The organism is Erwinia sp. L03-1 (assembly GCF_058686115.1).
This window is the reverse complement of the sequence record NZ_CM178762.1, coordinates 1270405-1285407: the sequence shown is the minus strand read 5'-3', so window position 1 is coordinate 1285407 and position 15003 is coordinate 1270405. Positions and strand designations below refer to the sequence as shown.

At 49.7% G+C, this 15003-nt stretch carries 18 protein-coding genes and 3 pseudogenes; 13 read left to right on the top strand and 8 right to left on the bottom strand.

Annotated features, from left to right (window positions below; genetic code table 11):
* Positions 1 to 87: 87 nt before the first annotated feature.
* The 4 genes from AC4PCC_RS05965 to AC4PCC_RS05950 all read left to right on the top strand — a co-directional run bounded on the left by AC4PCC_RS05965 (position 88) and on the right by AC4PCC_RS05950 (position 3300).
* On the top strand, positions 88 to 732 hold the full coding sequence (locus AC4PCC_RS05965; protein ID WP_492126734.1) for an EcsC family protein: 645 nt from the start codon (positions 88 to 90) through the stop codon (positions 730 to 732).
* 63 nt (positions 733 to 795) lie between these two features.
* Positions 796 to 1113: a hypothetical protein gene (locus AC4PCC_RS05960; protein ID WP_492126733.1), complete on the top strand. Its 318-nt coding sequence runs from the start codon at positions 796 to 798 to the stop codon at positions 1111 to 1113.
* 216 nt (positions 1114 to 1329) lie between these two features.
* Complete coding sequence (locus AC4PCC_RS05955; protein ID WP_492126732.1) at positions 1330 to 2097, top strand: HEPN domain-containing protein; 768 nt, start codon at positions 1330 to 1332, stop codon at positions 2095 to 2097.
* Positions 2098 to 2259: 162 nt separating this feature from the next.
* Positions 2260 to 3300, top strand: coding sequence for an IS481 family transposase (locus AC4PCC_RS05950; RefSeq protein ID WP_492126731.1), 1041 nt, complete (start codon positions 2260 to 2262; stop codon positions 3298 to 3300).
* Positions 3301 to 3408: 108 nt separating this feature from the next.
* Here the strand turns inward: AC4PCC_RS05950 and AC4PCC_RS05945 are convergent.
* Positions 3409 to 3702 (bottom strand): annotated as a pseudogene (locus tag AC4PCC_RS05945) (winged helix-turn-helix transcriptional regulator); the annotation flags it as partial.
* Here AC4PCC_RS05945 and AC4PCC_RS05940 point away from each other — a divergent pair.
* A pseudogene (locus AC4PCC_RS05940) lies at positions 3688 to 3801 on the top strand (SDR family oxidoreductase); the annotation flags it as partial. The pseudogenes AC4PCC_RS05945 and AC4PCC_RS05940 sit on opposite strands and share 15 nt — an antisense overlap.
* Before the next feature lie 57 nt (positions 3802 to 3858).
* Here AC4PCC_RS05940 and AC4PCC_RS05935 read toward each other — a convergent pair.
* The 3 genes from AC4PCC_RS05935 to AC4PCC_RS05925 form a co-directional block, all read right to left on the bottom strand.
* The gene (locus AC4PCC_RS05935) at positions 3859 to 4158 is read right to left on the bottom strand and encodes a hypothetical protein (RefSeq protein ID WP_067705812.1); all 300 of its coding nucleotides are present in this window, start codon (positions 4156 to 4158) and stop codon (positions 3859 to 3861) included.
* Complete coding sequence (locus AC4PCC_RS05930) at positions 4158 to 4436, bottom strand: cupin domain-containing protein (protein ID WP_067705814.1); 279 nt, start codon at positions 4434 to 4436, stop codon at positions 4158 to 4160. The genes AC4PCC_RS05935 and AC4PCC_RS05930 overlap by 1 nt, the downstream gene beginning before the upstream one ends.
* Before the next feature lie 157 nt (positions 4437 to 4593).
* Complete coding sequence (locus AC4PCC_RS05925; RefSeq protein ID WP_492126730.1) at positions 4594 to 5331, bottom strand: YoaK family protein; 738 nt, start codon at positions 5329 to 5331, stop codon at positions 4594 to 4596.
* A 164-nt stretch (positions 5332 to 5495) separates the two neighbouring features.
* On the opposite strand from AC4PCC_RS05925, the gene AC4PCC_RS05920 reads away from it, so the two are divergent.
* The 6 genes from AC4PCC_RS05920 (at position 5496) to AC4PCC_RS05895 (ending at position 11217) form a co-directional block, all read left to right on the top strand.
* Positions 5496 to 5711: a hypothetical protein gene (locus AC4PCC_RS05920; RefSeq protein ID WP_492126729.1), complete on the top strand. Its 216-nt coding sequence runs from the start codon at positions 5496 to 5498 to the stop codon at positions 5709 to 5711.
* A gap of 114 nt (positions 5712 to 5825) precedes the next feature.
* A complete protein-coding gene (locus AC4PCC_RS05915; protein WP_492126728.1) occupies positions 5826 to 6038 on the top strand; it encodes a hypothetical protein in 213 nt (70 codons plus the stop codon).
* Positions 6039 to 6215: 177 nt separating this feature from the next.
* Positions 6216 to 7856: an NAD-dependent malic enzyme gene (locus tag AC4PCC_RS05910; protein WP_492126727.1), complete on the top strand. Its 1641-nt coding sequence runs from the start codon at positions 6216 to 6218 to the stop codon at positions 7854 to 7856.
* A gap of 151 nt (positions 7857 to 8007) precedes the next feature.
* Positions 8008 to 9279 (top strand): mechanosensitive ion channel family protein, encoded by a 1272-nt coding sequence (locus AC4PCC_RS05905; protein WP_492126726.1) that lies wholly within the window; start codon positions 8008 to 8010, stop codon positions 9277 to 9279.
* Between the two features lie 144 nt (positions 9280 to 9423).
* Entirely contained in the window at positions 9424 to 10650 is a 1227-nt protein-coding gene (locus AC4PCC_RS05900) for an L-lactate MFS transporter (protein ID WP_492126725.1), read from the top strand.
* A gap of 432 nt (positions 10651 to 11082) precedes the next feature.
* Positions 11083 to 11217, top strand: a complete 135-nt coding sequence (locus AC4PCC_RS05895) for a hypothetical protein (protein WP_492126724.1) — start codon at positions 11083 to 11085, stop codon at positions 11215 to 11217.
* A 50-nt stretch (positions 11218 to 11267) separates the two neighbouring features.
* On the opposite strand, the gene AC4PCC_RS05890 is transcribed toward AC4PCC_RS05895, so the two are convergent.
* On the bottom strand, positions 11268 to 12149 hold the full coding sequence (locus AC4PCC_RS05890) for an SMP-30/gluconolactonase/LRE family protein (protein ID WP_492126723.1): 882 nt from the start codon (positions 12147 to 12149) through the stop codon (positions 11268 to 11270).
* A 48-nt stretch (positions 12150 to 12197) separates the two neighbouring features.
* Between AC4PCC_RS05890 and AC4PCC_RS05885 the strand changes: the two are divergent.
* Positions 12198 to 12816, top strand: a pseudogene (locus AC4PCC_RS05885) (AAA family ATPase).
* 38 nt (positions 12817 to 12854) lie between these two features.
* Positions 12855 to 13082, top strand: a complete 228-nt coding sequence (locus AC4PCC_RS05880) for a plasmid partition protein ParG (protein ID WP_492126722.1) — start codon at positions 12855 to 12857, stop codon at positions 13080 to 13082.
* A gap of 85 nt (positions 13083 to 13167) precedes the next feature.
* On the opposite strand, the gene AC4PCC_RS05875 is transcribed toward AC4PCC_RS05880, so the two are convergent.
* From AC4PCC_RS05875 to AC4PCC_RS05865, 3 genes are all read right to left on the bottom strand, one after another.
* Positions 13168 to 13545, bottom strand: coding sequence for a hypothetical protein (locus AC4PCC_RS05875; RefSeq protein WP_492126721.1), 378 nt, complete (start codon positions 13543 to 13545; stop codon positions 13168 to 13170).
* A gap of 148 nt (positions 13546 to 13693) precedes the next feature.
* Positions 13694 to 14026: an endoribonuclease MazF gene (gene mazF / locus AC4PCC_RS05870; protein WP_064645507.1), complete on the bottom strand. Its 333-nt coding sequence runs from the start codon at positions 14024 to 14026 to the stop codon at positions 13694 to 13696.
* Positions 14027 to 14338, bottom strand: coding sequence for an AbrB/MazE/SpoVT family DNA-binding domain-containing protein (locus AC4PCC_RS05865; protein ID WP_492126720.1), 312 nt, complete (start codon positions 14336 to 14338; stop codon positions 14027 to 14029).
* Between the last annotated feature and the right edge of the window lie 665 nt (positions 14339 to 15003).

The window sequence follows — 15003 nt, the reverse complement described above, 5'->3', positions numbered from 1 at the left end:
TGGCTTTTTTTACTTATTAACTATAAAGATAAACTTAACCATTCCGATAAGTTCTATGTTTTCATAAAATTCCAATAGGGACTTAGAATGGCTGAAGCGTTAAACGAAGGTAAAATCATGCAGGCTCTGAACTGGGCCTACGATAAGGCTCTGGATGGAAGCATACCAGGAACAGACTCGGCCTATGAAATGGCGGAAAGCTATCTTAAAGGCGATGACACTTTAGTTGAAAAAGTAAACTCTCTCATTCGCTGGCAAAATACTAAATCAGCCACAACAGGATTTATCTCCGGCCTTGGGGGAATCATAACCCTTCCTGTAGCCATCCCCGCAAACATAGCTACAGTCATTTACGTTCAAATCCGCATGATTACAGCCATCGCTCTCATGGGCGGATATGATGTAAAAGATGATCGCGTAAAAACCATTGTCTATAGCTGCCTTGCTGGAAATGCCGCAAAAGACATACTCAAAAGCACGGGCATTATCATCGGTTCCAAAATGTCCACTCAGTTGATCAAAAGTATTTCTAAGGAAACCATTTTTGCCATTAACAAGCAGGTCGGTTTTAGGTTACTGACAAAGTTTGGTGAAAAAGGGGCGATAAACTTGGGCAAGATGATACCTGTTGTAGGTGGGATCATAGGAGGAACATTCGATGGTGTATCAACCAATATAGTTGGAAATATTGCTCGTAAAACATTCATAGAGACAAGCCCGCTATTACAGTAGCACTCTAAAATTTATAAAAAAAATATTAATTTAATTAAAATTAGTAATTACAAGGATTTTAAAATGAATTTTGACTTTCAATTATCTTACTCAGTCATACCTAAAAAATACGATTCAGAACATGAAAATGCAGCGGCAAATGTAAGAAGAAAACTGAGAGAAATTGATGAGTGGAAAAAAACTGAACACATTGAAACTGTATTGACAGGATTTATCGAGCTTAAGAAAGATATAAAAAAACAAAAAAGAAAGGAAGCTGAAGAATTGATAAAATCTGTAATAAGTGAAATAATGTTTGAGGCTGATGCTTATTACAAAGCCGATGTCTATGTAAGCCTAATGGTGGATACGCTTGGTAGCGCAATGGAATTCACAATCTAATTGATAAAGATTAGATTAAATAATGTATGAACACAGAGGTTCTGGAGGCTGAAGAGCTTAAATGGGGTTTTATTATAGTGAAAGAAACCTTAGTTATGTGCTCTGGAGTCGAACCAGAATCTCTACCTTCGCAATAGACACAATCTATTTATGCCTATTAAGCAGGTTCTCGGAGTATGTTACCGTTACACCAGCACAACCCGGAGTATATCAATTATGATAAGTAATAGCAAGGCCTATGAAGTTTTAAAAGGACAAACACAGTCAAGCCTAGATTTTGCGGTTTTATGCTGCAATGCAGTTCCTGCTCTAAAAGGTTACATAAAAGCACTGGAACATGGTTCAGTAAAAAAACTGCCTGATGCTGATTACTTTAAAGGTGAACCTAACATAGAACAATTAAGGGGATTTAGTCAAACTTATAAAAAAAATCTCGGCAAGCTTATATTTATAAATACATTTAGTTACTTCGAGGCCTATTTTAAAGAGTTAATTGCTGAAATTGAAATTTTTCATGGTGGTAGGGAACACTTCGAAAAGGAGTCATTAAAAAAACAAAAAAATAATATGAACAGCCTTTTGAATGAGAGAATTAGAATCAGCTCGAATAAATTAAGAGGGTATAAGAAAAAAGCCCATCTATTAAAATATAGAAAGCATATCGATGTTCTCAACCACACTGATTTTAGGTTTCCCTCTGAACTATTTTCAACATTTGGTTTAGTAGAGTTGTTTAAAAACTATTCTGATTTAAAAGCATTCCAAATCCCACATGTAGCTCAATATGCTTTTGGTGTTGATTTCCCATCTGAAGACATTGAACAGTATCACCAGTATAGAGTTTTAAGAAATGATATTGCTCATGGTAAATCTCGCGAGATTGAATTTAAAGAAGCGATAGCAATGAACTATTTCATGAGAAATTTAGCTCTTAAAATCGACCAGCAGGTAGTCAAACACTTTTTAGTAATCGAGTTTATATAAAATTAATGAACGTTATGATAGCAGAAAAGTTATCACTCTGACTTTCTGCTATCATTTAGCTGTATTAGTCGCGACTTGATCTGACATATGGCCTTGAAAGGTTGAGAGTTACCGGTTTTGATATGGGTGTCGAATCCTTATACAAAACACGAGGTAACTCTCATGCTTCATACTACCAATCCCGTCATCAAACACAAAACTGGTTTGCTTAATCTGGCTGAAGAACTCAGCAACGTATCTAAAGCCTGTAAAATCATGGGCGTCTCCCGTGATACATTTTACCGTTATCGTGAACTGGCTGATGAAGGCGGTGTGGATGCGCTGATTAACCGCAGCCGGCGCGCTCCCAATCTCAAAAATCGTACTGACGATGCAACTGAGCAGGCCGTTACTGATTATGCTGTTGCGTTCCCTGCTCATGGCCAACACCGGACCAGCAATGAGCTGCGTAAACAGGGCGTTTTTATCTCAGGAAGTGGCGTCCGTTCTGTCTGGCTGCGCCACAATCTTGAGAATTTCAAAAAGCGCCTTAAAGCACTGGAAGAAAAAGTGGCTCGTGAGGGTATCGAACTGACTGACAGCCAGATTGCCGCACTGGAACGTAAAGCAAGTGATGACGAGGCCTGTGGCGAAATTGAAACCGCTCATCCGGGTTATCTGGGGTCTCAGGACACGTTCTACGTGGGAAACCTGAAAGGTGTTGGACGTATTTATCAGCAGACGTTCGTGGATACCTACTCGAAGGTCGCTCACTGCAAGCTCTATGTCACCAAAACGCCGATTACAGCAGCAGATCTGCTGAATGACCGTGTGCTGCCGTTCTACGCGTCTCAGGGACTACCTATGCTGAGAATATTGACCGACAGAGGCACAGAGTACTGTGGCAAAGTAGAGCAGCATGATTACCAGCTTTATCTGGCAATAAATGATATCGACCACACAAAGACCAAAGCGATGTCGCCGCAGACGAACGGCATCTGCGAACGGTTCCACAGGACGATATTGCAGGAGTTTTATCAGGTAGCATTCCGCAAAAAACTGTATGGCGAACTTGATACATTACAGTCAGATCTTGATGAATGGCTGGTTCACTATAATAATGAGCGAACCCATCAGGGGAAAATGTGCTGTGGCCGGACGCCAATGGAAACGTTACTTGATGGAAAACACATCTGGGCTGAGAAAAATTTAAACCAGATGTAATCTGACGGACACCTGTATAAATAACCTGTAACTGTCAGATCAGGTCTGAGCTAATACATATCAGTATACGGTCACAAGACATCCTGACTGACAAAACTCGCACCCTTTTTACGCGGGGGGTTCGGTCTCTTCCGCACTTTCCCCCGCATGGGTCAGGTCATACGCGGCCTGGGCTTTATCCAGTGCCGCTCCATGTTCCAGCGCCCAGTCATACAGCGCGATAAACGGCTGTTGTAACGTTTGTGCCAGCGGCGTGAGGCTGTATTCAACCCCAACCGGGGATGTGGGAAGAACTTCGCGGATCACCAGGCCATTACGTTCGAGTCGCTTCAGCGCATCTGCCAGCGCTTTATGGGTGATCCCATCCAACCGACGACGGATTTCATTAAAGCGGGAAGGCCTGAAGAAGTGGCCAACGCCGCGCTGTTTCTGGCAAGCGATGAAAGTAGCTACATTGCAGGCGCTGAAATTTGTGTGGATGGCGGCCTGACGCAGGTTTAAACGCTAACGGATAATGATCTGTTTCTCAGCCATCCCCGGATGGCTGAGGCGCGCCCCTTACGACTTGCTCACCGCATAGTTTCTGACTTTATTATTTTCCATCTGTACGGTCAGCGTCTTACCCTCGGTCGTGTCCCTTGCCCTTGCCTGACTCCAGGTCCACATCAGGATCTGATGCCCCTCCGGATATGGGGTTTCCGAGGTGGGCTGACCAAAAAGCGCAATCATTTCCTGCCTCGTGGTCGTGCCCTTGTGGATTTTGTTAAGCCGCGCATCGTCGAAATCCTGGCCAACGGAGGCGGTACACCCGGCAACCGTCATTATCAGGCATAAAACTAACCATACTTTTTTCATCATCAGGGCCGCGCGCTCTTTCTGCCGGAGAGGTAACGAACGCCCTCAGGTCCAAAGAATTCGGAATGGGGCTCATCGCGCTGGAGATGAAACACCTCGCCCACACGCCAGGTTTTTTCCCCGCTCTGACTAAGAATGGTTATCTCACCCGCCAGAATCAGCGCTTTCGCTTCAAAGGGATGCGCGTGATGCTCCAGCCTGCCGTTAGGTTCGCGCTCCACCACCACCGGCGTGTCAAAACCCTGCTCAGCCAGCTGTTTTACGAATTCTTCCTGCTGCATGGTCACTCCGGATAAACACAGGTATTCCGCTAAGATAGCCTGACTGCCCACACACTTTCAATTTATACCGGGCTTGTCGGCGCGCGCCCTCTCGCCTTTGCTGCTAACCGGCCGCGCATAGCCGCCCGCAGCCCCCTGTCGCAGGCACCGCCAGGGGCTATTTCAACGTACCGCTCGCCGCAGCGGAATAGCGCGCTTTGGCATGATGCAGCGAAAGCAGGGACATCACCATCAGTACGCATCCGGCGACAATCAGAAAAGCATACCCCAGCAGGCTCCAGGCCCAGATACCGACGATCCCCCCGACCAGAAATCCCGCTATCGTCAGCGCATGGAGCTTTAACCGATCGAGATATGCCGTGGCTTCACTGGGGGACTCCTGCCGCCGCAGGATATCAATCAGCATCGCCATTTCAATACCAATATCGGTTGCCGTGCCGGAGACGTGCGTTGTTCTGACGCGGGCATTCGAAATCCTCGTTACCACGGCGTTTTGCAGCCCCATCAGCAGGCTCAGGGCCAAAATGAGCACCGCCCCTGGCAGGGTGAAGCTCAGCTCAGCCACGCCAAGCACTATTAGCGCCAGCGCTTCAATAACAATAACGAAAGCATAGATGCCGCGTAGGCCTCTGCGCCGTCCGGCATTGATAATCAGCGTGGAGAGTACGGCGCCAAAAATAAAAAACAGTACGATGGACAGGAAGAACAGGCCGCCGTTCCACCTGAACCGGGCCAGATTATCGGAAAGGGAAGATACGTTACCGGTCATGTTGGCAGCGAAAAATCCTACAATTTCAAACGCCACCGTATTAAGCGCACCGGCAACGGCGGCCAGCAGACAGGCCAGCCAGCTGTCAGTATTGAGCGTTCTGGCTTCATCGGTACGAATCAACATGCTAATTTCTGTGCGTGGAGAAAGGGATGCATTATTTTCTGCCCAACCAATGGGAAACTCAAGTTGCTTAATCGCGCCAGAAAAAAGAGCAATACGGTCGGCCTTAATTTAGTAAGCTTCCTGCCTGTGGAGAGGTAAATGTTCAATGATAAGGATATTCAATTATGCTGCTTACCCTGCTGCCCATTTTAGCTATTCTGTTTATTCTGCTTTTTATCGTCTGTTTTATTATTTTCCTGGTCAGGCTTTCCCGCGAGGGTGACGCCAGTTTCGGGCTGGCCCTTATCGTGCTCATTTTACCCTTTGTGGCATTCTATTGTGCTTTCTGGTACGTCAGCCTATACCTCGCGACATTAGGCATTAACCCTACCCTCTTTTAGGTACGATTCGTCGGAGGGAGAGATAGGCGATAAATACCCCGCTACTCCGCTGATTGATTGCTCACCGCACACTTACACTGAGGGAAAGTTAATCACGCCCGTTGTGGAGTCCCTATGCCAGACAAAGATCCTATTGTTGAACGCCTCACCGTTGAGGTACTTGCCCTGCGTCATATCGTGCAGATGCTGATTGCCTACGGCAATGTGCCTACCGGCGGCAAGCTGAATAAATACCTGCTCAAGGTCGCGGATGATACTGAACACCGCGATGAACGACACGGCAATAAAGCCATCGCCGAGGCGATTCGCAGCTACATTAAGGACTGATTTTCTGGCTATTCTTTCCATAATCATCGCCGCCTGAGCAATGTGCCAGAATGCAGATATCGGATTTTGTTACATTAACCTGCCGCCCCGCTGAATGTTTTCGACCAGGCTTACTCCTTATTAAAACAAGACCTCGTGATCAGTTTTCACGTTCAGGACTCGTAAGGAGTAACCATTATGTCGTCACACGCCAGAGAAGATAAGCCCGCTGCCGTTCCCCCTTCGCCACTCTCTTCAGCACAGCAAAACAAAGGTACGGCCTTTAGCGAAGCGGAACGTAAAAAACACCGACTGGAAGGGCTGCTGCCGCCCATCGTGGACAGTTTGCAAACCCAAATCCAGCGCGTTAAAGAGCACCTCGGCGGCAAGCCTAACGACATCGAAAAATATATCTACTTGCAGGAACTGGCGAATCGTAATGAAACGCTGTTTTATGCCACGCTGATGTCCGATCCCGTCACCTTTATTCCCCTGGTTTACGATCCCACCATTGCGGATGCCTGTCTTAAGTATGGCCATATTTATCGCCAGCCGAAGGGGATGTATCTGACGCGGGAAATGAAAGGCAGGCTAGCTGAGGTGCTGCGCAACTGGCCACAAAAGGACGTCCGTTTTATCTGTGTAACCTCCGGTGGACGGATTTTAGGACTGGGCGACATTGGTGCTAACGGTGCGCCTATCCCGGTAGGAAAGCTCCAGCTCTACACCGCCTGTGCCGCCGTCCCGCCAGAAGGCCTGCTGCCTGTCCACCTGGACATTGGCACCAGCAATAAAAAACTGACGGGTGACCCACTTTATACCGGCCTGCGCAAAGCCCCCCTTGCGCAAAAAGCGCTGGATGAGCTGCTGGATGAGTTTGTCGCGGCGGTGGAGAGCGTCTTCCCCAGCTGCTGTATTCACTTTGAGGACTGGAAAGGCAGTGATGCGGTGCGCTATCTACAACGCTATCAGAGTCGGGCCCTGGTTTATAACGACGATATTCAGGGTACGGCAAGCGTGGTGCTGGCTGGCCTGATTACGGCCCTGAAAACCACTGGCGGCAAGCTGTCACAGCAGCGCGTGCTCTTTGCCGGTGCTGGCTCCGCTGGAACGGGCATCGCTAATATGCTGGTTGAGGCGATGGTGCTGGAAGGCGCAGAGCGGGAAGAGGCTCGCCGGGCAATCACGCTGTTCGATAAGGACGGGCTGATTGAGACGGGGCGTAAAAAACTCTCTGCTGAACAGAAGACCTTTGCCCGGAAGGCTGAACCCCAGTCCGATCTGCAAAAAGTGGTGGAAGCGGTTAAACCTACGGTGCTTATCGGCGTCAGTACGCAGGGGGGGCTGTTCACCGAGAAGGTGGTTAAAACCATGAGTAAGCTGAACGACCGGCCGATTATCTTCCCACTTTCCAATCCGACAGATAATGCAGAATGCACCGCAAAACAGGCCTATCAGTGGAGCAAGGGCAAAGCGCTCTATGCCGCGGGTGTGCAGTTTGGCGAGGAAAACGTACAGGGTGAAACGCGCTATCCGGGTCAGGCCAATAACTTTTATATTTTTCCGGCGGTAAGCCTGGCGGTGTACGCGGCACGGCCCAGGCGTATTGACGATCGGCTGTTTATAGAGGCAGCCCGCGCCTGTGCGCAGCAGGTCAGTAAAAAAGATCGCGATCGGGGGATGCTCTACCCTTCTCAGGCCGGGATACTGAAAACGGAAAAAGCTATCGCCCGCCATCTGGTGCGCTATCTGTTTGATAACGATCTGGCGGGGGTGGAAGAGCCGGATGATATTTCCCGCTGGCTTGATAAGCTGAGCTACAAGCCCCGTTACGAGTAAATGCGTGTCGCACTGATTTGATCGGAAGACGCAATTCGCGATATCCTGCGGACGAGCTGTTGATATAGTTCATTTTATGCCCTTCATGCGTCAGGTTCGACGACCTGGCGCAGCATGGCTGGACGATGAATTTAACAAGGATGATAACGTTATGCATGACTACCTGACACAATGGCTCAGCGCCTTTGATCTGCCCTACGCCTCTTTTATCGCTGTATTCGCCCTGCTCGGCATTATTCTGCTGATCTCCCTGCTCGTACACGGCCTGCTGCATCAGGGCGTTATTCCCCCCCTCCGCAGGCTGGCCGGGAAGTCGTCAAAGCAGTGGCCACGATCGTTTATTGATAAGAAACTGCTCAGCCGTTCAGCCCTGCTCCTCCAGGGGATCCTGCTCCAGCTGCAAATTGCACTTTTCCTGCAGGGCATTGAGCCGCTGCATACCGTGCTGGTGGTGTTCAGCCAGGTATGGATGATGACGTTCAGCCTGCTGATGTTTTTCTCGCTGCTGGATGTGCTTCTTGAGGTAACGCAGCGACAGGCCATTGCCAGCCAGCTCCCCCTTCGCGGTATTTTTCAAAGCCTGAAACTGATTGCCGCGCTGCTGGTTGTGCTGATGATTATCTCAGTGCTAATTGGTAAATCCCCGCTGGTGCTGCTGACCGGGCTGGGTGCCATGACCGCCGTACTGATGCTGGTATTTAAGGACCCCATTCTCGGTTTAGTGGCCGGGATCCAGCTGTCAGCCAACGATATGTTGAAGATTGGCGACTGGCTGGAGATGCCTAAATATGGCGCAGACGGCGACGTGGTGGATATCGGTCTGACTACGGTTAAGGTTCGCAACTGGGATAAGACCGTCACGACGCTTCCTACCTACGTGTTGATATCAGATTCATTTAAAAACTGGCGCCCGATGTCAGAATCCGGCGGACGCCGCATCAAGCGCAGCATTAATATTGATACCACCAGCATCCATTTTCTCAGCGAGGTCGAGGTAGCCAGGTTAAAGCGTGCGCAACTGTTGACGCCCTACCTGGAAGGCAAAAGTGAGGAAGTGGAAAACTATAATGCCCGGCTGAATTGCGATCTCACCACGCCGCTTAATGGCCGCAGGATGACCAATGTCGGTACCTTCCGCGTCTGGCTGGAAGCCTGGCTCAGGGCGCATCCGCGCAGCCATAAGGAGATGACCCTGATGGTACGCCAGCTGGCGCCGGGTCCCTCTGGCCTGCCGATAGAGATTTACATGTTCACCAATACCACCGCCTGGCTGGAGTATGAAAATATCCAGGCTGATATTTTCGATCATATCTTTGCCGTACTGCCTGAATTTGGCCTGCGCGTTCATCAAATGCCTACTGGCAACGATCTGCGACAGCTGCGGCTGACGGAACAGGATAATGCTATCCCGGCGGATCGCTAACGACCTGCGGCTCAGGCTACCTTTCATACCCTGTGAGAGGCATTTCATTCCGCGCGGGCGGCAGTTCATGCCTTAATCAGCCCGCGCGCGAAAGACCCGACATATTCTGTGCTCAATTTATTAAACTTTCATCGGGAGTTTTCCATGAGCACATCCCCCGTCAACGTCAGCGTTAATCGTACCCGCTGGCTAACCCTGATCGGTACGGTTATTACTCAGTTTGCTCTGGGTTCAGTCTATACCTGGAGCCTGTTTAACGGCCAGCTGTCCCACAAGCTGGATGCGCCAATCAGCCAGGTGGCTTTCTCATTTGGCCTGTTGAGCCTGGGGCTGGCTATCGCCTCTTCGCTGGCGGGAAAGCTTCAGGAGCGTTTCGGCGTACGCCGGGTGGCCATCGGTGCTGGCGTGCTGATGGCGGTGGGCTTTTATATGACCGCTCACGCTAACAATCTCTTTATGCTGTATCTCAGCGCGGGGGTGTTAGTGGGCCTGGCCGACGGCGCGGGCTATCTGATGACGCTTTCAAACTGCGTAAAATGGTTTCCAGAGCGCAAAGGGATGATTTCCGCCTGTGCCATAGGTGCCTACGGTCTGGGCAGCCTTGGGTTCAAATTTATCTGTAGCTATCTGCTGAGTATTAACAGCCTGGAGACGACCTTTGTTATTTGGGGCGGACTGGCAATGGTGATGATTATCCTCGGCGCGTTGCTGATGAAAGACGCCCCACAACAGCCTGCGGCCAGGCCGGGTGAAATCAATCGGGCGCGTGACTTTTCGCTGGCAGAAGCCGTACGTTTACCGCAGTACTGGATGCTGGCGCTGATGTTCCTGACCGCCTGTATGAGCGGTCTGTACGTGATTGGCATTGCGAAAGATATCGGCGAAGGGCTGGTACATCTCTCATTACAGACGGCGGCCAACGCGGTGACGGTGATTGCGGTTGCCAACCTGAGCGGTCGCCTGATTCTCGGTATTCTTTCCGATAAAATGCCGCGTATTCGGGTGATTACGCTGGCACAGGTGGTTTCGCTGGCGGGAATGGCGATTATGCTGTTCAGTCAGATGAACGAGTTGACCTTTTTTATCGCCATTGCCTGTGTCGCCTTCAGTTTTGGCGGGACCATTACCGTTTATCCTTCGCTGGTGAGCGATTTCTTTGGCCTGAATAATCTGACTAAAAACTACGGGCTGATTTATCTGGGCTTTGGGATTGGCAGCGTGTTGGGTTCGCTGATCGCCTCGCTGTTTGGCGGGTTTATTGTGACTTTTAGTCTGATTATGGCGCTGCTGATTGTTTCGCTGGTTTTGTCAGCCTCAATTCGATTGCCACATCGTCCTGCTGATAATAAGAGCCATCTTCAGCATGTCTGAGAAGATCGTGTGCGGCAAAGGTCCGGAGTGTCGCCTATAAGGGGTGCCTGGTAGTTGTAACTGATGCTGCAAAGGTCCGGGGTATCGCCTACAAGGGGTGCCCGGTGCCTGGCAGTCCTCACGCCGCGCGTGGCGCGGTCCCTTCGCTCCGCTCGTCGACCTTTCGGACCGGGCATGACGGGACATCCCTGTCCCGGCATGCCCTTGTGCCAGCATCCCTGCTGGCCCATCCGGGTCTTCCTCTCTGCGCTCAGCGCTGCGGATTGCCTGTCACCGGGCCCCACCCGTCGGCTTATTGTATTGTGCTGGCTGTGGGTTAAAGGCGGTTTCACTAAAAGCAATTCAGGCGCCTGAGAGGTGGACAATCCCTGCGATTGACGGGCAATCCGCAGCGCTGCGGCGAAGACGGAAGGCCAGGCGAGGGCAGCAGGGATGCTGCACTCAGGGAGCGGCGGGCAGGGATGCCCGCTCGTGACCGGGCCGTCCGGCCCGGAGTCGGAGCCAAAGGCACCACGCAACGCGTGGCGTGAGGACGCCCGGCAAACGCTGGGATTGTCCATCGGCTAAGCAGATATACCAGCCGGGCGTTAACCCCTCTGACGCTACCGGGCAGCCCCCTACTTCATACCAAAGATCGGCTCCGGCAGGCCTGCCACCTCTACCCTGACCGCAAAAAGATCGCCAGACTGTGGGTATGTCTCCAGCTCCTCGACGCTACGATCCTCACGGGAGCTGGTGATATACAGCGTCTTAAGATCCGCTCCGCCAAATGCGACCATCGTCGGCCAACGAACCGGCAATGGGATCTCATCAACAATTCGGCCATCCGCCGGATCGATGCGGACAATACGCGCCCCATCGAACATTGCCGCCCAGTAAAAACCTTCGCTATCTACCGCTGCGCCGTCGGGCTGACCGCCCTCACCCTGCGCAAATTGACGGACCACCTCACGCGGGCCAATCTCGCCCCGTTCGTCCATTGGGTAGCGATAAAGCAGCCCGTGTGGCGTATCAGTCTGGTACATCCAGCGCCCGTCCGGCGAAAACGCAACGCCGTTAGAAATCATGATATCTTCAGCCTGAACAGTCAGCTGAAGAGCCTCGTCCACCCGACACAGCTTCGCGCCGTTACGATCCTGCGGCTCCCACAGGCTGCCGCACCAGAAACGACCAAGGCGATCCACGCCTCCGTCATTAAACCGACTGCGTTCAGCATCGCCAGGATTAGGCGCAATGCGACTAACAACCTGCCCCTGCTTATCCAGCTGAAAAACGCCGCTGCGCATCGCGGCGATAAAGCCCCCCTGATGATGCAGTCCGAAACAGCCGATATGCTCCGCTACCGGCATAACCTGATGAGCGCCACTCTGCGGATCGAAGCGATGCAGCGCGGGGGCCAGAATATCAACAAAATAAAGCGCCTGCTCACTGACCGACCAGACCGGGCATTCCCCCAGTTCAGCCTGCACCGCAAGTACATTTTCTACCTGATAACGCATAACGTCTCCTTTAAATGAATGCGAATAGTTTAGGTCATCACCGCCAGTTTGCCTGGTTCAGAAGGGCAGAAGGTAAATAAGGGGTCTGGTAAAACGACTGCGGCGATCAACGTCAGTAGCTGCCTTGCCAGTTCGGGTAAAAAATTGCAGTTGTAGATACAGACCCACAGATGAGCCTGACTAACTGGAATAAAGCAGAGAAAGCAGCATTCGATGTTTACACCGCAGCATCAGAGAAAGACGTTTACCAGGTAAGAAAAGATCTGGCTGAATATGACTTGTGATTATTGATGGAGCCGGTTCTCTGTCAGTTATTACTTCCGCAGCGGTGATGGTCAGCGACCTGATTATCATCCCGGTAACACCCAGCCCTCTGGATTTTTCCGCTGCCGGTTCTGTCGTCACGGTACTGGAAGCCCAGGCTTATAATCGTCCGGTAGAAGCTCGATTCCTCATCACACGGAAAATCGAACAAGCCACCATGCTTAACGTTCTGAAAGATAGCATTGCTCAGACGGGTATTAAGCCGTTTAAAACTGCGATCACACAACGCCAAAGTTACGTTAAATCCGTCATGGAGGGTGAGAGCGTTTTCGATACCAACGATGGAGCAGCAAAGGGCGAGATAGCCATTCTGACGCGAGAAATACTCGAATCATTTGAGTAAAAACTCATATACTTATTTCAGCATATTAGAGGTTATGTATGGCACTAACTAAGCAACTTACATCAAAAACAATGAGTTTCGGTGAGCATCGAGATCTTGAAAAAGTCGTCAATAGCACACCCACGGGAAAGCAAAAGAGAGTCAACGTTAACTTTGATGAAGAAACACATATCCGCTTCAAAGCGGCGTGTGCAAAACAAGGTGCATCTATTACTGATGTTATAAAGGACTTGGTTGATAGCTGGCTGAAAGCAAATGACAGGTAACTTACTTAAATACACATATGAGTAAAAACTCATATATAATAATAAGAGAGTATAACCATCCAGAGATACTCTCTTGTTAAGCAGATCAATGCTGCTGTGGCTCTGGAACATCATCGTTAACAGACGGACTACTTCCAGCATCGGCTTCTTTCTGCGCGGCAATGAGCGCATTGGACTGCTTGCGAGTGAGCACCGGCCGCGAACGGTTAGCTGCGTAAAATTTTGCGACAGTTACAACTTCCTCACCGGTAAACGTCTGTGGATCGTCCGGGTTATTTTTAAGGCTGTTCTTCGTAATCTGGAGAGCAACTACTTCCGGATCAACATTATTGGCGAGCTGCGATGCTACACGTTTCGCTGAATGACCTGTCCTGCTTGTCTGGTCAGACGTAACTTGATCCCAAGTATCAAGTGCCGCATCCTTTCCGCTTCGCAGTGTGCCTCTAATCTTTTTAACTGTCATATTGCACCTCAGTAGATACTTCAATAAAAATGTGTAATCACACATTTACTCAAAAACACATGTATTTTCTTTGAGAACACTGATCTGGTGCATAAATTTTTTATGTACCAGATCAGTGTTGGCCAAGCAAAGCGCGGCAGGGATTTTCTCATCCAATTAGAGCCTTAGCCTTTGCTCTGATCTCAGCAAGTTCTTCAGGCGATACAGTGCCTTTTTTTGTTACTTTTCGCGCTCTCCAGTCAACACAGGTAACTTGATCGGCAAGAGCAACACTTTCGCGGCTACCCGATAGTTCTACCTCAAATGGATAGCCTTTAGCTTTAGTGGTGCACGGAACGCAAAGCAGCAACCCTACGGGATTATTGTAAGAAAAAGGGCTAAGGACGACAGCAGGGCGATGGCCCCCCTGTTCGTGACCTTCTACGGGGTCAAAATCCAGCCAGATTAGATCACCAGAATTTGGTACGTAACGTGAAACCATTTAGATCAATTCCTTTCCAACTGGCGAACCAAAATCTATTTTTCCGTGAACGTTATCTGGTGTGATACCTGATAACAGTACATCCAGTGAATACTCTTTAGATTTCAATGGTACTAAAACAATTTGGCCAGCTTCATCAATTTTCAAATCGAGTTTATCTTCGACATTAAGTGCTGCTGCTTGCATTACGCTGGCTGGTATTCTGATCGATGGGCTATTGCCCCATTTTTTTAGCGTTACTGTTGTCATTAACATTTCCTCGCTCATATTTGTAGATACATTGTAGAGGATAAACAATGTATCTACAAGCATCCCCCTTCCTGCCAGACTGGTTTTTTTAGCTTACTTTTAGCGATGAATTGGGTAAGGGCGAAAAGCGCCTTTTCGCTGCATTGCGTCTCGTTGACTCCATGCCTCCGGCTAAGGTTGGAGGTGCTACTTAAAGTCTTTTGGGGAGCATAGCGACCATGCCGAACCGGCGCGGCTGTTTGGCCGCTGCAAGGGCGGTCATTATCGATTTTCCCCGTTATCCACAGAACTTATCCAGCGAATAAGTAGATCTTTAATGAAATTAAGTAGGTCGAAGACCTGATTGTTTTGCAGTTAACTATTCGTTGATTGCAGATAATCTCATTTCCCTGTTTGCAGATAACTGTGCATAAAAGATATAGCGGCGCTGTTGATGAGGGTTTTGGCCGAATTTCGATGAAGTTATCATGATGAAGATGGCTAAAAAACGAGCTACCCCAGCCGATGGACAACGAACATCCTCCGCAGGGAAACGGATTAGTAAAAAGAGGGCGGGTTAGTGAGGCGGGGTTGTGCCTGGCTGCTCCATATTTACCAGTTCAAGCTGGTAAAGCTGAGTCCAGACCATTTTTTCAAACTGCTGAGGGGTTAGATGGTGTATATCACCCTTCATATCACGGAAAATACGCTCGGCCACCTGACGCTTTCGCTCATCGAACGGTAATTCG

Bases quoted from the DNA above. Each gene is read 5' to 3' on its own strand.
- AC4PCC_RS05965 (WP_492126734.1), top strand. From the start codon at position 88: ATGGCTGAAGCGTTAAACGAAGGTAAAATCATGCAGGCTCTGAACTGG.
- AC4PCC_RS05960 (WP_492126733.1), top strand. From the start codon at position 796: ATGAATTTTGACTTTCAATTATCTTACTCAGTCATACCTAAAAAATAC.
- AC4PCC_RS05955 (WP_492126732.1), top strand. From the start codon at position 1,330: ATGATAAGTAATAGCAAGGCCTATGAAGTTTTAAAAGGACAAACACAG.
- AC4PCC_RS05950 (WP_492126731.1), top strand. From the start codon at position 2,260: ATGCTTCATACTACCAATCCCGTCATCAAACACAAAACTGGTTTGCTT.
- AC4PCC_RS05935 (WP_067705812.1), bottom strand. From the start codon at position 4,158: ATGATGAAAAAAGTATGGTTAGTTTTATGCCTGATAATGACGGTTGCC.
- AC4PCC_RS05930 (WP_067705814.1), bottom strand. From the start codon at position 4,436: ATGCAGCAGGAAGAATTCGTAAAACAGCTGGCTGAGCAGGGTTTTGAC.
- AC4PCC_RS05925 (WP_492126730.1), bottom strand. From the start codon at position 5,331: ATGTTGATTCGTACCGATGAAGCCAGAACGCTCAATACTGACAGCTGG.
- AC4PCC_RS05920 (WP_492126729.1), top strand. From the start codon at position 5,496: ATGCTGCTTACCCTGCTGCCCATTTTAGCTATTCTGTTTATTCTGCTT.
- AC4PCC_RS05915 (WP_492126728.1), top strand. From the start codon at position 5,826: ATGCCAGACAAAGATCCTATTGTTGAACGCCTCACCGTTGAGGTACTT.
- AC4PCC_RS05910 (WP_492126727.1), top strand. From the start codon at position 6,216: ATGTCGTCACACGCCAGAGAAGATAAGCCCGCTGCCGTTCCCCCTTCG.
- AC4PCC_RS05905 (WP_492126726.1), top strand. From the start codon at position 8,008: ATGCATGACTACCTGACACAATGGCTCAGCGCCTTTGATCTGCCCTAC.
- AC4PCC_RS05900 (WP_492126725.1), top strand. From the start codon at position 9,424: ATGAGCACATCCCCCGTCAACGTCAGCGTTAATCGTACCCGCTGGCTA.
- AC4PCC_RS05895 (WP_492126724.1), top strand. From the start codon at position 11,083: ATGCTGCACTCAGGGAGCGGCGGGCAGGGATGCCCGCTCGTGACCGGG.
- AC4PCC_RS05890 (WP_492126723.1), bottom strand. From the start codon at position 12,149: ATGCGTTATCAGGTAGAAAATGTACTTGCGGTGCAGGCTGAACTGGGG.
- AC4PCC_RS05880 (WP_492126722.1), top strand. From the start codon at position 12,855: ATGGCACTAACTAAGCAACTTACATCAAAAACAATGAGTTTCGGTGAG.
- AC4PCC_RS05875 (WP_492126721.1), bottom strand. From the start codon at position 13,545: ATGACAGTTAAAAAGATTAGAGGCACACTGCGAAGCGGAAAGGATGCG.
- mazF (WP_064645507.1), bottom strand. From the start codon at position 14,026: ATGGTTTCACGTTACGTACCAAATTCTGGTGATCTAATCTGGCTGGAT.
- AC4PCC_RS05865 (WP_492126720.1), bottom strand. From the start codon at position 14,338: ATGCTTGTAGATACATTGTTTATCCTCTACAATGTATCTACAAATATG.